General features: G+C 49.7%; 24 protein-coding genes. 22 read left to right on the plus strand and 2 right to left on the minus strand.

Annotated elements, in window-relative coordinates; genetic code table 11:
• The first annotated feature begins 58 nt into the window (after positions 1-58).
• The 12 genes from ftsY to AC9UCN_RS03335 all read left to right on the plus strand — a co-directional run bounded on the left by ftsY (position 59) and on the right by AC9UCN_RS03335 (position 9036).
• The gene (gene ftsY, locus AC9UCN_RS03280) at positions 59-883 is read left to right on the plus strand and encodes a signal recognition particle-docking protein FtsY (RefSeq protein ID WP_509524541.1); all 825 of its coding nucleotides are present in this window, start codon (positions 59-61) and stop codon (positions 881-883) included.
• Positions 884-909: 26 nt separating this feature from the next.
• On the plus strand, positions 910-2403 hold the full coding sequence (gene ffh, locus AC9UCN_RS03285) for a signal recognition particle protein (RefSeq protein ID WP_509523676.1): 1494 nt from the start codon (positions 910-912) through the stop codon (positions 2401-2403).
• Between the two features lie 154 nt (positions 2404-2557).
• Positions 2558-3118, plus strand: a complete 561-nt coding sequence (gene rpsP / locus AC9UCN_RS03290; protein ID WP_509523677.1) for a 30S ribosomal protein S16 — start codon at positions 2558-2560, stop codon at positions 3116-3118.
• Between the two features lie 6 nt (positions 3119-3124).
• Positions 3125-3361, plus strand: a complete 237-nt coding sequence (locus tag AC9UCN_RS03295; RefSeq protein WP_509523678.1) for an RNA-binding protein — start codon at positions 3125-3127, stop codon at positions 3359-3361.
• On the plus strand, positions 3318-3914 hold the full coding sequence (gene rimM, locus AC9UCN_RS03300; RefSeq protein ID WP_509523679.1) for a ribosome maturation factor RimM: 597 nt from the start codon (positions 3318-3320) through the stop codon (positions 3912-3914). The genes AC9UCN_RS03295 and rimM overlap by 44 nt, the downstream gene beginning before the upstream one ends.
• Positions 3904-4581: a tRNA (guanosine(37)-N1)-methyltransferase TrmD gene (trmD, locus tag AC9UCN_RS03305; RefSeq protein WP_509523681.1), complete on the plus strand. Its 678-nt coding sequence runs from the start codon at positions 3904-3906 to the stop codon at positions 4579-4581. Before rimM ends, trmD begins: the two co-directional genes overlap by 11 nt.
• A gap of 143 nt (positions 4582-4724) precedes the next feature.
• Positions 4725-5075, plus strand: coding sequence for a 50S ribosomal protein L19 (rplS, locus tag AC9UCN_RS03310; protein WP_509523682.1), 351 nt, complete (start codon positions 4725-4727; stop codon positions 5073-5075).
• Positions 5076-5099: 24 nt separating this feature from the next.
• On the plus strand, positions 5100-5855 hold the full coding sequence (lepB, locus tag AC9UCN_RS03315) for a signal peptidase I (RefSeq protein WP_509523684.1): 756 nt from the start codon (positions 5100-5102) through the stop codon (positions 5853-5855).
• The gene (rnhB, locus tag AC9UCN_RS03320) at positions 5827-6498 is read left to right on the plus strand and encodes a ribonuclease HII (RefSeq protein ID WP_509523686.1); all 672 of its coding nucleotides are present in this window, start codon (positions 5827-5829) and stop codon (positions 6496-6498) included. Before lepB ends, rnhB begins: the two co-directional genes overlap by 29 nt.
• Positions 6499-6521: 23 nt before the next feature.
• Complete coding sequence (locus tag AC9UCN_RS03325) at positions 6522-6845, plus strand: DUF2469 family protein (protein ID WP_509523688.1); 324 nt, start codon at positions 6522-6524, stop codon at positions 6843-6845.
• Positions 6846-6905: 60 nt separating this feature from the next.
• Entirely contained in the window at positions 6906-8144 is a 1239-nt protein-coding gene (dprA, locus tag AC9UCN_RS03330; RefSeq protein ID WP_509523690.1) for a DNA-processing protein DprA, read from the plus strand.
• Positions 8128-9036: a tyrosine recombinase XerC gene (locus tag AC9UCN_RS03335; protein WP_509523692.1), complete on the plus strand. Its 909-nt coding sequence runs from the start codon at positions 8128-8130 to the stop codon at positions 9034-9036. Before dprA ends, AC9UCN_RS03335 begins: the two co-directional genes overlap by 17 nt.
• Here the strand turns inward: AC9UCN_RS03335 and AC9UCN_RS03340 are convergent.
• Positions 9033-9560 (minus strand): M23 family metallopeptidase, encoded by a 528-nt coding sequence (locus tag AC9UCN_RS03340; protein ID WP_509523693.1) that lies wholly within the window; start codon positions 9558-9560, stop codon positions 9033-9035. The genes AC9UCN_RS03335 and AC9UCN_RS03340 overlap by 4 nt on opposite strands.
• A 284-nt stretch (positions 9561-9844) precedes the next feature.
• Here AC9UCN_RS03340 and rpsB point away from each other — a divergent pair, with 284 nt between their 5' ends.
• From rpsB to AC9UCN_RS03390, 10 genes are all read left to right on the plus strand, one after another.
• Complete coding sequence (gene rpsB, locus AC9UCN_RS03345) at positions 9845-10639, plus strand: 30S ribosomal protein S2 (protein WP_509523694.1); 795 nt, start codon at positions 9845-9847, stop codon at positions 10637-10639.
• Between the two features lie 2 nt (positions 10640-10641).
• Positions 10642-11466, plus strand: a complete 825-nt coding sequence (gene tsf / locus AC9UCN_RS03350) for a translation elongation factor Ts (protein WP_509523696.1) — start codon at positions 10642-10644, stop codon at positions 11464-11466.
• Between the two features lie 89 nt (positions 11467-11555).
• Positions 11556-12266: a UMP kinase gene (pyrH, locus tag AC9UCN_RS03355; RefSeq protein WP_509523697.1), complete on the plus strand. Its 711-nt coding sequence runs from the start codon at positions 11556-11558 to the stop codon at positions 12264-12266.
• A 24-nt stretch (positions 12267-12290) separates the two neighbouring features.
• Positions 12291-12851, plus strand: coding sequence for a ribosome recycling factor (gene frr / locus AC9UCN_RS03360; RefSeq protein ID WP_509523699.1), 561 nt, complete (start codon positions 12291-12293; stop codon positions 12849-12851).
• Between the two features lie 3 nt (positions 12852-12854).
• Positions 12855-13706, plus strand: coding sequence for a phosphatidate cytidylyltransferase (locus tag AC9UCN_RS03365; protein ID WP_509523700.1), 852 nt, complete (start codon positions 12855-12857; stop codon positions 13704-13706).
• Complete coding sequence (locus tag AC9UCN_RS03370) at positions 13699-14250, plus strand: DivIVA domain-containing protein (protein ID WP_509523702.1); 552 nt, start codon at positions 13699-13701, stop codon at positions 14248-14250. Before AC9UCN_RS03365 ends, AC9UCN_RS03370 begins: the two co-directional genes overlap by 8 nt.
• A complete protein-coding gene (locus tag AC9UCN_RS03375) occupies positions 14234-15013 on the plus strand; it encodes an HNH endonuclease family protein (RefSeq protein WP_509523703.1) in 780 nt (259 codons plus the stop codon). The genes AC9UCN_RS03370 and AC9UCN_RS03375 overlap by 17 nt, the downstream gene beginning before the upstream one ends.
• Positions 15014-15100: 87 nt before the next feature.
• Positions 15101-15763 (plus strand): aggregation-promoting factor C-terminal-like domain-containing protein, encoded by a 663-nt coding sequence (locus tag AC9UCN_RS03380; protein WP_509523704.1) that lies wholly within the window; start codon positions 15101-15103, stop codon positions 15761-15763.
• The gene (locus AC9UCN_RS03385) at positions 15763-16059 is read left to right on the plus strand and encodes an Rv1322 family protein (protein ID WP_509523706.1); all 297 of its coding nucleotides are present in this window, start codon (positions 15763-15765) and stop codon (positions 16057-16059) included. The genes AC9UCN_RS03380 and AC9UCN_RS03385 overlap by 1 nt, the downstream gene beginning before the upstream one ends.
• Positions 16059-16763 (plus strand): alpha/beta hydrolase, encoded by a 705-nt coding sequence (locus AC9UCN_RS03390; RefSeq protein WP_509524544.1) that lies wholly within the window; start codon positions 16059-16061, stop codon positions 16761-16763. The genes AC9UCN_RS03385 and AC9UCN_RS03390 overlap by 1 nt, the downstream gene beginning before the upstream one ends.
• Here the strand turns inward: AC9UCN_RS03390 and AC9UCN_RS03395 are convergent.
• On the minus strand, positions 16760-17815 hold the full coding sequence (locus tag AC9UCN_RS03395) for an AI-2E family transporter (protein WP_509523708.1): 1056 nt from the start codon (positions 17813-17815) through the stop codon (positions 16760-16762). The genes AC9UCN_RS03390 and AC9UCN_RS03395 overlap by 4 nt on opposite strands.
• Positions 17816-17818: the final 3 nt, after the last annotated feature.

Consider the following 17818-nt stretch of genomic DNA (forward strand, 5'->3'; position numbering starts at 1 on the left):
AGCCACCGTACTTCCGAAGCGAAATTCAAGAGCCGGAATCCGAAGCCTATTTTCAAGAATCAAGTTTGATCTTGAGAGCCTGGAACAACTGGAAGATATCCTGATTCAAGCCGACTTTGGAGTTGACTCCGCAGAATCGATTGTTTTGGAAGTGAAAAAGATTGCTAAGTCCCAAGGCGCTCAGTCTGAGGCAGAGCTAAAAACGATTCTTGCTGGAGTGATTCGCGAGAAGTTAGCTACTGGGAACAGGGAGCTGAATCTAACCAGCGGGAAACTTCCTTATGTAATTTTGGTTGTTGGAGTAAACGGAGTGGGTAAGACCACCACGATTGGAAAACTTGCCACGTGGCTAACCCAAGGAAACTGGAAAGTCGTCCTTGGTGCGGCAGATACATTTCGTGCCGCAGCGGTTGATCAACTCGCAACCTGGGCAGATCGTGCGGGTGTGAAACTTGTTGGACCAAGTTCCGAAGGTCAAGACCCTGCATCTGTAGCATTTGAGGCTGTTGAGTACGCAGTGCAATCTGAAGCAGATGTTGTGATTATTGATACCGCGGGGAGATTGCAGAACAAGACAGACTTGATGGACGAGCTTTCCAAAATCAGGAGGGTGATTGAAAAGCAAGCCGAGATTGCAGAAGTGCTTTTGGTTCTTGACGCCACAACCGGACAAAACGGTCTCGTTCAAGCAAGAGCCTTTGCCGAGGCAATTTCGGTGACTGGAATTGCGCTGACAAAGCTTGATGGCTCAGCGAAGGGCGGAATTGTCGTTGCCATTCAAAACGAACTCGCTATTCCAATCAAGTTAGTTGGGGTTGGCGAAGGGGTAGAGCACTTTGCCTTCTTTGACCCCGAAGAGTTCGCCAACGGTTTAGTGGCTTAGCCTAGAAATAGGAAGTGAGATAACAAGTGTTTGGAAATCTATCGGATCGCTTAGCCGAGACCTTCAAGGCTCTTCGCGGTAAGGGAAGACTAAGCGCTGCCGATATCGACGGAACCCTGAGGGAAATCCGCAAGGCGCTATTGGAAGCTGACGTTGCCCTAGAGGTAGTCAAGAACTTCATTAGTGCTATTCGTGAGCGAGCTATGGGAGATGAGGTCTCGGCTTCACTAAACCCTGCCCAGCAGGTAGTTCAGATCGTCAATGAAGAACTAATCCAAATTCTTGGCGGTGAAGCAAGAAAGCTTCGCTACGGCAAGGTTTCACCAACCGTGATCATGCTTGCCGGTTTACAGGGTTCTGGAAAGACAACGCTCGCAGGAAAACTGGCGAAGTGGCTAAAAAGCGAAGGGGAGAACCCCTTGCTGGTCGCTGCTGACTTGCAAAGACCCAACGCTGTTGACCAGCTAAAGGTTTTGGGCCAGAAGGTGTCTGTCGAGGTTTACTCACCCGAGGTTGGATCAGGTGTTGGAGATCCCGTAAAGGTTGCCAAGGACTCGATCGCTCACGCCAGATCCAAGGGCAACACGGTTGTGATTGTCGATACCGCGGGCCGCCTCGGCGTTGATCAAGAAATGATGAATCAGGCCAAAAAGATTCGTGATGCTATCAAGCCAGACGAAACTCTGTTTGTCATTGACGCAATGCTCGGTCAGGATGCAGTAAATGTTGCCAAAGCTTTCGAAGATGGCGTTGGGATATCTGCAGTTGTTTTGACCAAGCTTGATGGTGACGCCCGAGGTGGTGCGGCACTATCCGTAACCTCGGTTACTGGAAAGCCAATCATCTTCTCCTCAACAGGAGAGTCCCTTGATGCATTCGAGCCGTTCTATCCAGATCGAATGGCCTCCCGAATCCTGGATATGGGAGACATTCTCACCCTTATCGAACAAGCCCAGAAACAGTTCGACGAGCAATCCGCATTAGAGATGGCCGAGAAGCTTGCCAACGAGAATTTCACACTTGAAGACTTTTTGGAACAGATGCAGCAACTTCGAAAGATGGGCTCTTTGAAATCGATGCTTGCAATGATGCCAGGCGCAGGTCAGATGAGGCAACAGCTGGACAACATAGACGAAAAAGAAATTGATCGAACCGAAGCCATAATTCGATCCATGACCCCGGTTGAAAGGACCAACCCAAAGGTTCTAAATGGCTCAAGAAGAACTCGCATCGCGAGAGGTTCTGGAATGAGCGTCACGGACGTAAATTCACTCGTGAATAGATTCGAGCAGGCCGCCAAAATGATGAAGACCGTCGCCAAAGGTGGCACACCTCAGATCCCAGGCATGCCAGCTGGTATGGGAGGCGTGGTTCCGCGCAAGAAGGCCAAGGACTCCAAGAAAAAGTCCGGTTCTAAATCGGGTAATCCAGCTAAGCGTGCTGAACAAGAGCAAGCCAGGGCAAATGGCCAAGGCTCAGCCCCATCTGGTGCTGGATCAGCCTTTGGAATCAGCAACTAGCTATCTTTGGGCATTTCTGGCAGACTAGAGAAGTTGCCTAGGCACCTGACCCTCTAACCAGGAGCCAAAAAGGCAAAACCATAGAGCTTGACTACCGAGTGTGCCCCCACGCTCACGGTTGATTGTTCGCCCCAATTCAAATAACAGGAGCATTGTGGCTGTAAAAATCCGCCTAAAGCGTCTCGGAAAACTCCGTACGCCTCACTACCGCATCGTCGTTGCCGACTCTAGAAAAAAGCGCGACGGTCGTGTTATCGAAGAAATTGGTCGTTACATTCCGACCGAGAACCCATCTTTCATTGAAGTAGATTCTGAGCGAGCTCAGTATTGGCTTGGCGTTGGTGCACAACCAACCGAGCAGGTAGAGGTACTTCTTAAGCTCACCGGAGACTTCCAGAAGTCAAAGGGTGACAAGGATGCGAAGAACACCGTTCAGGTAAAAGCTGCGAAGCCAGTGTTTGAAAAAGACACGAAGAAGAAAGCTGTTCTAGTTCCTAAAGAAGAACTTGCTGCCAAGAAGGCAAAAGCCGAAGCTCCTGCTGAACAACCAGCTCCTGCTGCCGAAGCAACTGCCGAAGAGGCAGTTGTTGAAGCCGTGGTAGAGGCGCCAGCTGCTGAAGAAGTTGTAGAGACTCCTGCAGCGGAAGTTACCGAAGCTCCTGCCGAGGAAGCCGCAGCAGAAGCTCCAGCTGAAGAAGCAAAGCCAGAGGCCTAATCAATAATGTTGGCCGCTGCACTCGAGCACTTAGTTAAGGGCATTGTCGACAATCCTGACGATGCCTCAGTGACTGAACGCTCCAGCTCTAAAGGAGATCTCCTAGAGATTCACGTTCACCCAGATGATCTGGGCAGAGTAATCGGGCGCAACGGCAGAACAGCAAAAGCACTTCGCACTTTGGTCAACGCACTTGCAGATGGCAAGAAAATTCGCGTTGATGTGGTGGACGGTGACTTCTAGTAAGACCAAGCTACGAGTCGGAAGGCTCGTTAAAGCCCATGGTCTAAAAGGAGCTCTCAAGCTAGAGCTATATACCGACAGCCCAGATCAACGATTTCGTGCTGGCCAGGAACTAGAACTACAAGTTCCAGAAACCTCCGAATGGTTTGGAAAAACAGTGAAGGTAGCTGAGCTTCGGTTTTATAACCAGTCCCCAGTTTTGTTTCTCGAGGGCATTCAAGACCGCAGTCAAGCCGAGACCCTAGTCAAGGCAATCTTGCTAATCGAAACCGACCTTGAGCAGCTTCCGGAAGATCCTGAAGCTTGGTACGACCATCAGCTTGTTGGCCTGACAGCGCTAGTTGGGGAAGGGGTGGTTGGAAAAGTGATTCGAGTAGATCATCTACCAGCTCAAGATCTTTTGGCCATCGAAACTTCCAACGGTGAGGTGCTGGTGCCTTTTGTGAAGCAAATTGTTCCATCAGTTGACATACAAAGAGGCCAAATTGTTCTAACCCCTCCGGCCGGTCTTTTTGAGATCAATCTTCCAGGTGGTGACTCCGATGAGAATTGATGCCATCACTATTTTTCCCGACTTCTTTAGGGTGCTAGACATTTCATTGCTGGGTAAAGCTCAAGAACAGTCACTTATTCAGTTCAAGGCGCACGATCTAAGAGCGTTCACAGAGGATAAGCACCGAACAGTAGATGACACCCCATTTGGCGGCGGAGCCGGGATGCTCATGAAGCCAGAGCCTTGGGGCTTGGCGCTGGATTCGGTGCTTACCGAAAACAGCGTTGTGGTTTTTCCTTCACCAGCCGGGGTGCCGTTCAAGCAAGCTACCGCGAGGGAGCTTTCGGGTAAGGAGCATCTAGTTTTTGCCTGCGGTCGCTACGAAGGTATTGATCAAAGAGTTTTGGAATATGCCCAAAGCCGCGCAGAAGTCCGCGAAATTAGCCTGGGTGATTATGTACTTAACGGCGGCGAGGTTGCCGCGATTGCCATGATCGAGGCGATTGCAAGACTCATACCTGGAGTTATCGGCAATGCGCTTTCGTTGGATGAGGAATCACACAGCGAAGGGCTATTGGAATATCCGAGTTACACCAAGCCAGCTAGCTGGCGAGGTATGGATGTTCCTGAGGTGCTACTAAGTGGGAATCACGCCGAGATTGCTAAGTGGCGCAAGGAGCAAGCTATGGAAAAGACCCGAAGAATCAGGCCAGATCTAATCGATTAGTTACCAATTGCCTAGGGATCGAAACTGTGGCAATATGGAGGTTAGCCTCCAGTGATGGGCTCTGCCGCAGGGGAGATAGGGCGAAGCAAAAAACCAACATAACCGTTTTTGACCTGCGTGCTAAAAACAGGAAGCGACACAAAATGCACATCTTAGATTCAGTAGACAAAGCATTACTAAAAACTGATGTTCCAGACTTTCGGGTCGGTGACACCGTAAAGGTTCACGTAAACATCATTGAAGGTTCCAGGTCTCGTATTCAGGTTTTCCAGGGAATCGTAATTCGCCGTTCTGGTGAAGGTGTTCGCGAAACTTTTACTGTTAGAAAAGTTAGCTTCCAAGTTGGTGTTGAAAGAACTTTCCCAATCCACTCTCCAATCATCGACAAGATTGAGCTCGTTTCAAAGGGTGCTGTTCGCCGTGCGAAACTTTACTTCTTGCGTGATCTAAGAGGCAAGAAGGCAAAGATTCGCGAAAAGCGCGAAAACGTCTAAAGGCCTTAAGGGGACACGCTTAGCGTGAGTGAAGAGCTATCGCTTGGTAATCCAATGCGACCAAGGAAGAAAAAGCTCAGTCGAGGAAATAACCGACGTCGCAAAAGTAAGAATGTATTCGTTGCATTCTTTATCGACTTGGTCGTTGTTATCGGCGCTGCCTTAGTTCTTTCTCTGCTAATTAAGTCCTTCCTTATTCGTTCTTTCTTTATCCCCTCCGGATCCATGCTGGAAACCCTTCAGATTGATGACCGCATAATCGTGAATCAATTAACTCCGGCTTTGTACCCAATAGAGCGCGGTGACGTCGTAGTTTTCAAAGACCCAGGTGGCTGGCTAGGACCAGACGTATCTGAGCCAACTGACCCACTGGTTGTTTCGGTTGATTGGTTTCTTTCAGCTTTTGGCATCACTGCGCCAGATAGCAAGCAGCACTTAGTCAAAAGAGTCATTGGCGTAGCGGGGGACAAAGTTATCTGCTGTGATGCCGATGGAAAAATCACAATCAACGGTGTGCCAATAACTGAGCCATATATAAGCGCCGGACAGGCCCCATCGGCCATTGAGTTTGAAATTGAAGTGCCTCCTGGGTCGCTTTGGGTAATGGGAGATAACCGCGGAAACAGCGAGGACTCTCGCTATCACGGTGATCTTCCAAGCAAAGGCTTCGTCTCAACAGAGTGGGTCGTCGGCAGAGCTATGGTGATTAGCTGGCCATTTGAGAACTGGACCTGGTTGGATAACTACCCCGATGTCTTCAAAAACATTCCCAAGCCTTGATTCTGAGCGTCGAATCTTTGAACGAGGTAACCGCTTCGTAATTGGAATCGATGAAGTCGGAAGAGGAGCAATCGCAGGACCGGTAGCTGTCGGTGTGAGCCTGATCGACAAAACCAATCCTGCTTTGGAAGCTTGGCCGCAGAAGCTACAGGACTCGAAGCTAATGACTCCAAAATCTCGAAGCGAGATCGCTTCGCCTCTTATGGACTGGGTCAGTTCTTACGCGGTTGGATTTAGTACCAACAAAGAAATTGACGAACTTGGCATTTCGGAAGCTTTGCGGCTGGCAGCTGGGAGCGCTCTTGATGAGCTATTCAAGGATGCTAAAACCCGAAAGACCATCGCCGAAGATGGCGCAGTGATCTTGCTAGATGGATCACAGAATTGGCTAGGAAAAGTGTCTTACGGACTCGATGTTCAGGTTCAAGTGAAAGCAGACACCAACTGCGTGAGTGTTGCGGCTGCGGCGGTCTTGGCCAAAGTCACCCGAGACTCACTGATGCAGGAGCTAGATCTGCAAAACCCGGGATACGGGCTAGCTGGGCACAAGGGTTACGCCTCGGCTGCGCACATCGCTGCCTTGAGAGCCCTTGGTCCAACAGCTATCCACCGAGTGACTTGGCTGACTAGGATTCTGGCCTAGTGCTGGAATAGAATAAAGGCCAGATGGAAGAAAACGAATACGAAGACTACGACAGACAAGCTGAAGTCGCGCTTTACCGCGAATATCGGGATGTTGTTGGAACCTTCAAATATGTAATTGAGACTGAGCGTAGGTTTTACCTCGCCAATGATGTCGAACTCAAAAGAGTAGACACCCCAAATGATTTCTACTTCGAGCTGACCATGAGTGACGTCTGGGTTTGGGACATTTACCGAACCGACAGATTCATCAAGTCCGTAAGAGTTCTTACCTTCAAAGACGTCAACGTCGAAGAGCTATCAGGCAAAGCGTACGAACTACCTAAAGAACTGGCCGTCGGCGAGTAGTTTCTCCACAGCTCTAGTTTTTTCAAACATCCCAATCTAGCTTCTTGGAATAGTTCTTCCATGCCAATCCTCAGTGATCTAGAACTACACGAACTCACCCACAGCTTTCAACAAGGCACCTATTCAAGAAAGCGAGCCTTAGACCTAGTCGCGGCAGCTGCTATCAGCATCGTTACTGAGCCAGGCGATCGAATGGCAGGAGCGCTAGCTAAAGCGTTTGGAACTCAAGGATTACTTGCGCTTCTGATTGATGGCTTTGAGCCTGCGAGGGTTCTTGAAGCTGTGCATCAGGTAAGAGCGGCAGATTACTTGACAGAAATCTTTGGTGATTTACCAGGAACAATAAGTGACTCTAGGCAACGCTGGCTTCCAAGATTTTCTAAACAGGCGGTAGTGAATGTGTTTCAGAGATCAAAGCAGCTAGATCTTTCCTTGTTGCTGCCATGTGATGATGACTGGCCGATCGGATTGAATGATCTAGAAGAAGGCGCGCCTGCGCTCATTTTTGCCCAAGGAAATTACAAGTTGCTTGGCCGCCTAGCTAAGGCAGTATCAATTGTTGGCTCAAGAGCTTGCACCGAATACGGTGCAAAAGTTACAACAAAATTGGTTTCCGAACTTGCATTTCATAAGCGCCTGACCGTCTCCGGGGGAGCTACCGGAATAGATAGTCACGTTCATAGCCACAGTCTAAGAAACTCACTACCAACGGTTGCAGTTATGGCAGGAGGGCTAGATCGAAAGTACCCAAGTTCAAACTCAAAATTATTTCAAGCCATTGCCAGAAACGGCGTTTTGATTGCAGAGCTAGCTCCAGGGGTCGCGCCAACTCGTTGGCGCTTTCTACAACGAAACAGATTGATTGCTGCTCTCACTCCAACAACCGTTGTTGTTGAAGCTGGAATTCGATCCGGCTCGATACGTACAGCAAACAACGCTATCGAGCTAGATAGGGAACTGTTTGCAGTTCCAGGCCCACTGACTTCAGCTTCCTCGGCTGGAACAAACTCTCTAATTGCCGAAGGAAAAGCAAAAGCTTTGATTGACACAAAATTGATTACCTCCGAAGTTATCGAGCCAGCAAGATTTCAAGACGAGTCCGCATTGATGGTGCGAGCTCAAGATGCACTTCGAGACCTCAGGCAAGCAACCGGTGAGCAGATTGCCAAAGCTGCCGGGCTCACGCTGTTTGAGCTAAACCTGGCTCTAGAAGAACTGAAAGCTCGGAATCAACTGAGGGTGGTTCAAGATTCTTTAGGGTCGCTCCATTACGCTTTGAAATATGCCAACAGAGCTTGAATACCTTCGCGATCAGTTCAGCCTTGAACTAGAAAACGGCAAAGGCTTCTCTCCAAATACGGTCAAGGCCTACATCTCTGACGTAACGGATCTGTTCGAATTCATGGAGTCAAAGAAGCAATCAGAAATTCAGGACATCGATCTTGAGCTTGTTAGAGATTGGCTCTGGAGAGTTAGCGAAAAGGGTTTAGCGAAGACGACTCTGGCTCGAAAGAGTGCCGCGGTTAGGGCCTTCACTGCCTGGTTATTCAAGAATGAGAAACTTGAAATCGACCCCGGCCTCAAACTTAGATCACCCAAAGCTTCCAGGACGCTACCCAAGGTTCTATCCCGCGAGGCGATGTCTGGAATATTTGATGTCCTTGAGCCGCTTGCCAGCAAGGACAATCCAACCGGGATGAGTGATTTGTTGATGGTAGAAATTCTCTACGGTAGCGGAATTCGGGTCAGCGAGCTGGTTGGTCTAAACCTTGATGACATTGACTACGGCAGAAAGATTCTTCGAGTCACCGGTAAAGGTAACAAACAGCGGATGGTTCCCTACAGTGATCCTGCCGGTGACGCACTAGCCAAATGGATTCGTGAGGGAAGAAATCAGTTTGTCAATGAGACCAGCGGCAATGCGCTCTTGATCAGCTCAAGAGGAAAACGAATTGGCGTTAGACAGGTTTACGCGCTGGTAGCTGGTCTCTTGGCGGACACAGCGGTAGGCGCTGCCGGACCGCACGCTCTTAGGCACAGCGCGGCAACACATTTACTTGATGGCGGCGCAGATCTTCGAGCAGTTCAAGAGCTTCTTGGGCACTCTTCGCTAGCGACCACGCAGATTTACACTCATGTATCTGTCGATCGCTTGAAGCAGGGTTACCTAAAGGCTCACCCGCGGGCTTAGCTTGGCTCGATCCAGGGCAGTAGCTTTGATGGAGCAATCTCTCCCGTGAACCAAAGAGGTGAAAGGTATTCACCGTCTCTTCTCGTTGAAAAGTGAAGACAGAAAGTATCTGCGCAGTGCTGCAGATAGTCCTGGTCCGCTTCACAAACTTCTGCAACTAATTCCCCAGCTGCTACTTCTTGACCAATAACTAATGAACTACAAACTGGCTCATACGAGCTAACAAGATTTCCTTCGTGCGACAAACTAAGTACTGGTCTGTTGACCACCTTTCCTACAAAACTCACTGTGGCATCAGAGGGGGCAAAAACTCCTTGCCCCAATGTGACTTGGTAGTCGACGCCGCGATGACCTGATTCATAGGCTGTGTCCGCAGCTTTGTAGCTATTGACTAGCTGGGACCCTACAACCGGCGGGACCCACACTGGTTGGCTTCCAAGACTCGGGGAGGGCAGCAGCCAGGTCACGCTAATTGTCAAAAAGCCTGCAAGCTGCAGAACAGCAATCTTTTGGGGTTCAATCACCTTCCTAATGTGCTTGATTCGCGCGCGTATTGGCTCAGGTCGCAGCAATCTGGGGAAAACTCGGGCTGGCAGGGGACGTTTTTGGGCTGGTATGCTTGGGGTTAGCGGCATTCTCGCTAAAAATCTTTGATTTTGAGATGTCGACTTCGCGTGCCGACCAAGATGGTTCTCACTCAGTGGCCCTAACGGGCTTGTGAGAAAAATCCGGCACCAGGGGTAATTGGCAACCGCCAATAACCATTAACTGAGTGGGCGCGTAATCGCGCCGAAAGGAAGTTCGACTCATGTCAGTCGTAACCACCCGTCAGCTGCTAGACAGCGGCGTACACTTTGGGCACCAGACCAGACGCTGGAACCCGAAGATGAAAAGATACATTCTCACCGATCGTTCTGGAATCTATATCATCGATCTGCAGCAGTCGCTTGCAATGATCGACAAGGCCTACGAATTCGTAAAGAACACCGTTGCAAACGGTGGCTCAGTTCTTTTCGTGGGAACCAAAAAGCAGGCTCAGGAAGCAATCATGTCCGAGTCATTGCGCGTTGGCCAGTCATACATTAACCAGAGATGGTTGGGTGGACTACTAACTAACTTCCAGACCGTTGGCAAGAGACTTGCTCGCATGAAGGAACTAGAGACCATGGACTTCAATGACGCATCGAAGTCTGGACTAACCAAGAAAGAACTTCTAATTCTTCGCCGCGAGAAGGACAAGCTAGAAAAGTCCCTCGGTGGTATCAGAAACGTAACCAAGACTCCTTCAGCTATTTGGGTAGTTGACACCAACAAGGAGCACCTTGCAATCACAGAAGCTAGAAAGCTTGGAATTCCAGTTATTGGAATCCTTGACACTAACTGTGACCCAGACGATGTAACCTACGGAATTCCTGGAAACGATGACGCTATTCGTTCAATTCAGCTACTAACTCGCATCATTGCGGACGCAGTTGCTGAGGGACTAATTGCTCGTCACTCAAAGCCAGAAGCCGAAGCTGAGCCACTTGCTGAATGGGAGCGCGAGCTACTAGAGCAGGGCAACAAGGCAGAGGCGGCACCACAAGAAGAAGCGAAGGCTTAATCATGGCTAACTACACTGCTGCCGATGTAAAGGCGCTTCGCGAAAAATCCGGAGCCGGAATGATGGACTGCAAGGGCGCGTTAGACGAGGCCGATGGCAATCCAGAAAAGGCTTTTGAGCTTCTTCGCCTAAAGGGCCTGAAGGGTGTTACCAAGCGCGAAGGAAGAGCAACCAGCAACGGGTTAGTTGTTGCCAGGGTTTCTGGTGGAACCGGTTACTTGCTTGAGCTAGCTTGCGAAACTGACTTCGTGGCAAAAGCAGAGCGCTTTGTTGCCCTTGGCGAAAAGATTGCTGACGCAATCGTTGCAGCCGGAGCCAAAGATATTGAAACTGCTTTAGCTGCTCCACTAGATGGCAAGACTGTTGCCGAGGGAATCAACGACGAAGCTGCCATCTTGGGTGAAAAAGCGGAACTTCGCAGAGTCGCTGTGATTTCAGATGTGTCAGTCGACGCCTACCTGCACCGCACCTCAAAGGACCTTCCACCTCAGGTGGGAGTGCTAGTTGCGTTCGATGGAAATGCTGAAACGGCACACGATGTTGCAGTTCACATTGCAGCGTTTAGCCCATCAGTTCTTTCACGCGATCAGATTTCCGAAGAAACCGTTGCTACCGAAAGACGCATCGCTGATGAGACTGCCCGCAACGAAGGTAAGCCAGAAGCTGCACTTGCAAAGATTGTTGAAGGAAGAGTGAACGGCTTCTTCAAGGAAAACGTTTTGCTAGAGCAGGACTTTGCAAAAGACAACAAGCTAAGCGTCCAGAAGGTCCTAGACCAGTCTGGAACCAAGGTTTCTGCCTTTGTACGCTTCAGAGTTGGAGCCTAAGTAACTTGAAACGGATAAAGACTCGGCCCAATAGGGCTGAGTCTTTTTCTTTGCTCGCCTAGACTATAACTGAACCTTGGAGGATTGCCTTGCCACATAAAAAACGCAGAGTTTTACTAAAACTATCTGGAGAAGCATTCGGTGGCGGCACAGTTGGAGTAAACCCGGATGTGGTTGCCTCCCTTGCAAAAGAAATTGCAGAAGGTGCAAAAACTACTGAGGTTGCAATCGTGGTTGGAGGAGGAAACTTCTTCCGCGGTGCAGAGCTTTCCCAAAGAGGCATGGATAGATCCAGAGCCGACTATATGGGAATGCTTGGAACCGTGATGAATGCACTAGCGCTTCAAGACTTCTTGGAGCAGGCCGGGGTTGACGTTCGGGTGCAGTCAGCAATTAGCATGGCGCAAGTTACCGAGCCCTACATCCCACTAAGGGCGATGCGGCACCTTGAAAAAGGAAGAGTCGTAATCTTTGGTGCCGGTGCCGGTTTGCCTTACTTCTCAACCGACACCGTTGCTGCCCAGCGAGCACTGGAAATAAAGGCCGATGAGGTGCTGGTCGCCAAAAACGGTGTCGATGGCGTCTACTCCGCAGACCCAAAGAAAGATTCTGGCGCCAAGAAAATCGAAAACATCACCTATCAGGACGCACTAGTGCAGGGCCTGAAAGTAGTTGATGCAACCGCCTTTTCCCTCTGCATGGACAACAAGATGCCGATGAGGGTGTTTGGAATGCAGGGTAAGTCAAACGTGACCGATGCCATCAAGGGCAAGAAAATCGGCACTAGCGTAACTGCCTAGTTTTGAAAGAAAGATGAACAGAAAATGATTGATCAAATCCTGAAAACTAGCGCTGAAAAGATGGATAAAGCCCTCGAATCAGCGAAGGACGACTTTGCTACGGTGCGAACCGGAAGAGCCAACCCACAGCTGTTTCAGAAGATCATGGTCGACTATTACGGAACCATGACTCCGTTGGCTCAGCTTGCATCGCTTCAGAACCCTGAGGCCAGAACGATTGTGATAACCCCCTACGACAAGAGCGCCCTTGGAGCTATTGAAAAAGCCCTTCGCGACGTTCCAAACCTGGGCGCTAACCCAACTAACGATGGCAACCTGATAAGAGTTAGCCTTCCAGAGCTCACCGAAGAGCGCCGCAAAGAATTCGTGAAGCTCGTGAAGACCAAGGCTGAGGACCACAGGGTTTCGGTTCGAAACATCCGCCGCAAGGGCAACGATGATCTAGAGGCTCTAAAAAAAGATGGTCAGGCGGGCGATGACGACATCGCTAGAGCCGAGAAAGAACTGGACACTATCACCAAAGCACACGTCGATGCCATCGACGACGCACTAAAGCGTAAAGAAGCCGAACTGCTAGAGGTGTGAAGATTGACAAAAGTTAGTGAACCACAGGGGAGGTCACTTTCCAAATCTGTTGCAGTTGGTTTATTGCTAGCTGCAATATTCTTGTCTTCACTTTTGCTCTATAAAGAGTTATTCATAGTATTTCTGTCTATCTCTACCGCTATCGGCGCTTGGGAGCTTTCCACTGCACTGAGGGAAAAAAAGTGGTACGTACCTAGGGTCCCAGCTGTTGTTGGTTCGGTACTGATCATGCCAGCCACCTACTTTGGTGGCCCGGCAATTCAGTGGCTAGCAAGTATTGCCATTGTTGCCGCGTTGATTCTCTGGCGAACAGTGCACCTACTTTTTGAAAGACGTAAAGCTAACTTCCAAACTTTGAAGCGCACGGTCCGAGATTTTGGCGCGGCGGCTTTCCTGGTTATTTACCTTCCACTCACTCTGAGCTTTGGAATGCTCCTTCTTCGCCGCGATGATGGACAGTGGTGGGTCTTGGCCTTTGTCACAACGGTTGCCCTAATCGACTCCGCTGGATATCTATTTGGTCGAATTTTTGGCAAGAATAAGCTGGCTCCTGGAGTAAGCCCGAAGAAAACTTGGGAAGGTTTAGCAGCCTCGATAGTGATTGGCACGATATCTGCAGTTTCGTTTACCGTCTTTGTGCTGGGCGGGGCATGGTGGGTTGGAATAATCCTTGCAGCGGCACTTATCCTTGCTGCAGTATTTGGGGACCTGGCCGAGTCCTTGATTAAGCGTGACTTGGGAATTAAGGACATGTCCACCTGGCTGCCAGGACACGGGGGAATGATGGATCGATTAGATTCAATGCTTCCTTCCTCTCTCATGACTTACTTGGTGATGGTGGTGTTCTTTGGCTGAGTCAGCGAAGTTTGCGGTTGTCTCCGGTAGGGGTTATAGCCCTAAGCAAGTCGACGCACTCTTAGATCTTGCTAAGCAACAATACGAAAACCCAAATTTGGTTCTAGTAAGAGCATCGGATCTTCGTGGTTTGAGACTTGATTTAGTGCGCGGAGGTTACGCAACAAACCAGGTTGACGCCGCCTTGGATAATCTAGAAGATCATTTCATAGCGGCTGAAGTGGCGGCGTTTCGAGAGCGTTTTGGGGATCAAGAGTTAGCCAAGCGCCACTCAGAGCTTAGGGATGCTCTGATTCCAAGGCTCAACCGGGAAAAGACCAAGCGCTTCGCCAAAGTGTCAATTCTTGCAAGAGGGTATGACAAAAAGAAGGTGGATGAACTTTGTGATCAACTTCTTGCCCACTTTGACGGAGGTAGCAAGCTAAGAGTTTCCGATCTAAGAAGGGTTCAATTCCACTCCAAGCGTCTTGGATACTCCATGCCGCAAGTAGACAGCTTTTTAGACCGTGCCATTGAGGCAATTCAACTTGAAATCACTGAGTAGCACCAATCTAATTGTCGGTGTCTTAGGCACCGCCTTTATCCTCGCAAGCTTCTTTGGCTGCACAGATACTTCTGAGCCAGAGCGAAGTGTTCCTACACCTTCGGTAACGGAAACCTTGGAACCATCAGTTAGTGAATCCGCGACGCCAGAGCCAACCCCATCTGCAACCGCCTCTGAACCCACTACCAACGCCTCGTCACCTGCCTTGACTGCACTTGCGACCATTCCAATCAAGGGACGGGCGCCAAAGACTGGTTATGACCGGGACCTATTTGCCAGTGACTGGGACTACAGTTTTGGCTGCGATATGCGAAACAAGATCCTGAGACGAGATTTCATAGAGTTTCAGTTTCGTTCCGATTCGTCATGCGTTATCGCAACCGGGGTTTTACTAGATCCATACACTGGGCAAACAATTAACTTTGTTCGCGGCGTTGGAACCTCCAATGAGGTCCAGATTGACCACGTTGTCGCAGTTAGTGACGCATGGCAAAAAGGGGCTCAGCAGCTTTCAAGTGCTCAGCGCTATGCCTTCTATAACGACCCGCTCAATCTTTTGGCAGTTTCTGGTTCTGCTAACGCTCAAAAAAGTGATTCGGACGCCGCCAGCTGGCTGCCTTCAAATAAGGCTTATCGCTGTGCGTTTGTTGCCAGGCAGGTAGCGGTGAAAATCAGCTACAGCCTTTGGGTCACGCAAGCCGAATACGATGCCATCGATCGCGTGCTGAGGGAGTGCCCAGAACAGGCCCTACCCACTGGCTAAGCGGGTTAAAAGAGCGCTCTAGCCCCAATTCAACACTAAAGATAGACTTGAAGGTCGTTGGTGTAATTGGACGCTGGAAGGATCGCTATGGGAAAGTACGAAGCTGTGCGCGCACCCCTTGCCAAGCGACTCATTCTTTCTCTTGACGAACGGCTAGCCCAAAAGGGACTTACTCGTCCAAACCTTCCCAGGCTTACTAAAGCAAGATCATTTCCAGTGCTTGGATTCTTCTTTGTGCTGTCTTTCACTATGGTTTACACGTTTGACCCTTACGCCGGCAACTTAGCTAGCGCGTCAACAATGCAGGTTTTTGATCCAAACAAGCAGACAGCGGAAGCGTTTGGATTTGACGATGAGTACTCTGTCACATTCGAGCGCGGGGGCTTCACGTTGGTTTCTGGTAAAGAAGCGACGAGTTATTTTGTTTTGGCAGCACCAACTCCTGAACCAGGAACAGCAAAGGCCTACGCCTATAACTACATCAAGGCTTACGACTGGGGCCTAGACCAGTACTCCTGCCTGGTGAATTTATGGACCAGAGAATCTCAGTGGAGAACATTGGCAAAGAATCCAGAAAGTGGCGCTTACGGAATTCCGCAGTCCTGGCCGGCTTCGAAGATGGCAACCGAGGGCGCTGACTGGATGACCAACCACGAGACTCAGATTCGTTGGGGAGTAAAGTATATTGCCTCAAGGTACAACGGCCCTTGTGGAGCTTGGGCGCACTCGGAAGCTCATAACTGGTACTAATGAAAAGTCGACGTAACCGTGAGTCTAAGTGGGGGGCAGAGTTTCAGCCACTGGATCTGGATAGGGTTCGAATCGGAGTCAAGCGCACTGAAATCAAGCGCGGCGTTGAATACTCTGTTCAAACAACATCTGGCCAAAACGCCGAGCAAGACAAGAGCTGGGTTTGCCCACACTGCAACATCGAAATCTCAAAAGGTCAAAACCATACCGTTGCTTGGGATTCAATCAGAGGCGTGGAGACCAGAAGGCATTTTCACAATTCTTGCTGGAAGGCATTCCAGGGACCACTTCTGTGATTGAAATCACCTCATCTACTGAGCTTCCCTCCAAGCGCGAGGCAATCACGCTGTGTACCTCCGACAACCTAACTCTGATTGGCGAGTTGGCGCTACCTGTCGACACCGCACCTTCAGCAGTTTTGCTGACACTGCACCCTCTTCCGACCCACGGTGGCTTCATGGACTCACACATTCTGCGAAAGGCGGCAAACCGACTTCCGGCGCTAGCGAACCTAGCAGTTTTGAGATTCAATACGCGAGGTACGAAAAGCCCACATGGCACCAGCGAGGGCGTCTTTGGTGAGGGAATAACTGAGCAGCTAGACCTGGACGCAGCACTCAATTTTCTGTCATCGAGAAACTTAGGTCCGGTCTGGCTAGTTGGTTGGTCCTTTGGAACCGAGCTGGCAATCAAGTACGGTTTTGATAAAGACATCGCTGGGGCCATTTTGCTTTCCCCGCCACTGCACCGAGCCAAAGACTCCGACCTGGTCAAATGGATTGGCTCGAACAGAAAACTCGTTGCGATTATTCCCGAGCATGACGAGTATCTAGCCCCAAAAGAAGCAGTCGTCAGATTCTCTGTAGTTCCTGAAGCGGAAGTAATTGCAGTTGATGGAGCAAAGCATTTGTGGGTTGGCGAGTTAGCGACAAGGACAGTTTTGAACGAGATTGTCAAAATAGTAGCTCCCGGAAGCTACCCGCTACCAGAGCAGTTCTAGAGAGAGTTTTGACGAGGGATGAATATCTCTCGGACGATAAATATCACCGAAGCTGCAAAAGGAATAGCAACTAGGGCTCCTAGGATTCCAAGTAATGCTCCACCTGACAAGGCCGCGATAACAACTATCGGCGCCGGTACTGAGACAGCCACTTTCATAACCCTTGGGCTAACTACGTAGGCTTCGATTTGTAGGTATATCAAGAAATAGATTCCCAGAACAATAGCTGAAGTTGGATCTACGGCAGCCGCCACCATAACCACTAGCGCAGCTCCAGATACTGATCCAACTAGTGGAATGATTGCCAGCAAGAAAACGATGAAAGCCAGAACCAGTGCAAAAGGAAGGCCAACAATACTCATCGCTATAAAAGCCAGGGTCGCATTCAGTGCTGCAACCGAAACTTGGCCGATGACATATCTACCAACAGAAATTGAAACCTGCTGGGAGATCTTGGTGTAGCGCTCGCGCTTACTAGCTGGCACCAACTTAGTGAGCGATGCCTTGAGGCTTTCGAGGGAAGCTAGGAAAAACACCGTTAGCACCAAAATAATTAAGAATCCAAAAGCCCCATTGAACAAGCTGATTCCCACTTGGACAACGCCACCTACCAGGCTTGGCCAGTTAGCTGAGTCAGTAAGGAAACCCCCGGCATCAGCAAGAGCCGAACCCACAGCACCATCTAGCTGGTCATCAAGACTTACAACAAGGGGAAACTTGGTGATGTCTCGAAGAATGTCGGGAGCACTATCTAGGAATTTGGTGCTTTCGGAAATAAGCGTTGGTGCCAGCGACCAGATCAAGACAGCTAAAAAGCCAACTAATCCAACTATCACCGTTAGAACCGCTAAGGGCCTGGGAAACTTGAATTTTTCCAATTTTGAGACCAGCGGGTCAAGTCCAAGAGCTAGAAAGACCGCAGCAAATACGTAGGTAATTACATTGGCCAAGGTTGTTATAGCCCCACCAATTACTAAAGCGGTCAATACCCCGAGTCCACCAAATAGCCCGAGCTGAAAAGCACTGGCTATTTTCATGTTTTGGACTGTCATCTG

This window comes from Rhodoluna sp. (assembly GCF_036721215.1).
GTDB lineage: Bacteria > Actinomycetota > Actinomycetes > Actinomycetales > Microbacteriaceae > Rhodoluna.

What these genes read in the sequence shown, in the direction of transcription:
- frr (WP_509523699.1), top strand. Translation starts at nt 12,291, where the DNA reads ATGATTGATCAAATCCTGAAAACTAGCGCTGAAAAGATGGATAAAGCC.
- AC9UCN_RS03385 (WP_509523706.1), top strand. Translation starts at nt 15,763, where the DNA reads ATGAAAAGTCGACGTAACCGTGAGTCTAAGTGGGGGGCAGAGTTTCAG.
- rpsB (WP_509523694.1), top strand. Translation starts at nt 9,845, where the DNA reads ATGTCAGTCGTAACCACCCGTCAGCTGCTAGACAGCGGCGTACACTTT.
- AC9UCN_RS03325 (WP_509523688.1), top strand. Translation starts at nt 6,522, where the DNA reads ATGGAAGAAAACGAATACGAAGACTACGACAGACAAGCTGAAGTCGCG.
- rimM (WP_509523679.1), top strand. Translation starts at nt 3,318, where the DNA reads ATGGCAAGAAAATTCGCGTTGATGTGGTGGACGGTGACTTCTAGTAAG.
- rnhB (WP_509523686.1), top strand. Translation starts at nt 5,827, where the DNA reads ATGTCTTCAAAAACATTCCCAAGCCTTGATTCTGAGCGTCGAATCTTT.
- trmD (WP_509523681.1), top strand. Translation starts at nt 3,904, where the DNA reads ATGAGAATTGATGCCATCACTATTTTTCCCGACTTCTTTAGGGTGCTA.
- AC9UCN_RS03380 (WP_509523704.1), top strand. Translation starts at nt 15,101, where the DNA reads ATGGGAAAGTACGAAGCTGTGCGCGCACCCCTTGCCAAGCGACTCATT.
- rplS (WP_509523682.1), top strand. Translation starts at nt 4,725, where the DNA reads ATGCACATCTTAGATTCAGTAGACAAAGCATTACTAAAAACTGATGTT.
- dprA (WP_509523690.1), top strand. Translation starts at nt 6,906, where the DNA reads ATGCCAATCCTCAGTGATCTAGAACTACACGAACTCACCCACAGCTTT.
- AC9UCN_RS03335 (WP_509523692.1), top strand. Translation starts at nt 8,128, where the DNA reads ATGCCAACAGAGCTTGAATACCTTCGCGATCAGTTCAGCCTTGAACTA.
- tsf (WP_509523696.1), top strand. Translation starts at nt 10,642, where the DNA reads ATGGCTAACTACACTGCTGCCGATGTAAAGGCGCTTCGCGAAAAATCC.
- AC9UCN_RS03395 (WP_509523708.1), bottom strand. Translation starts at nt 17,815, where the DNA reads ATGACAGTCCAAAACATGAAAATAGCCAGTGCTTTTCAGCTCGGGCTA.
- AC9UCN_RS03295 (WP_509523678.1), top strand. Translation starts at nt 3,125, where the DNA reads ATGTTGGCCGCTGCACTCGAGCACTTAGTTAAGGGCATTGTCGACAAT.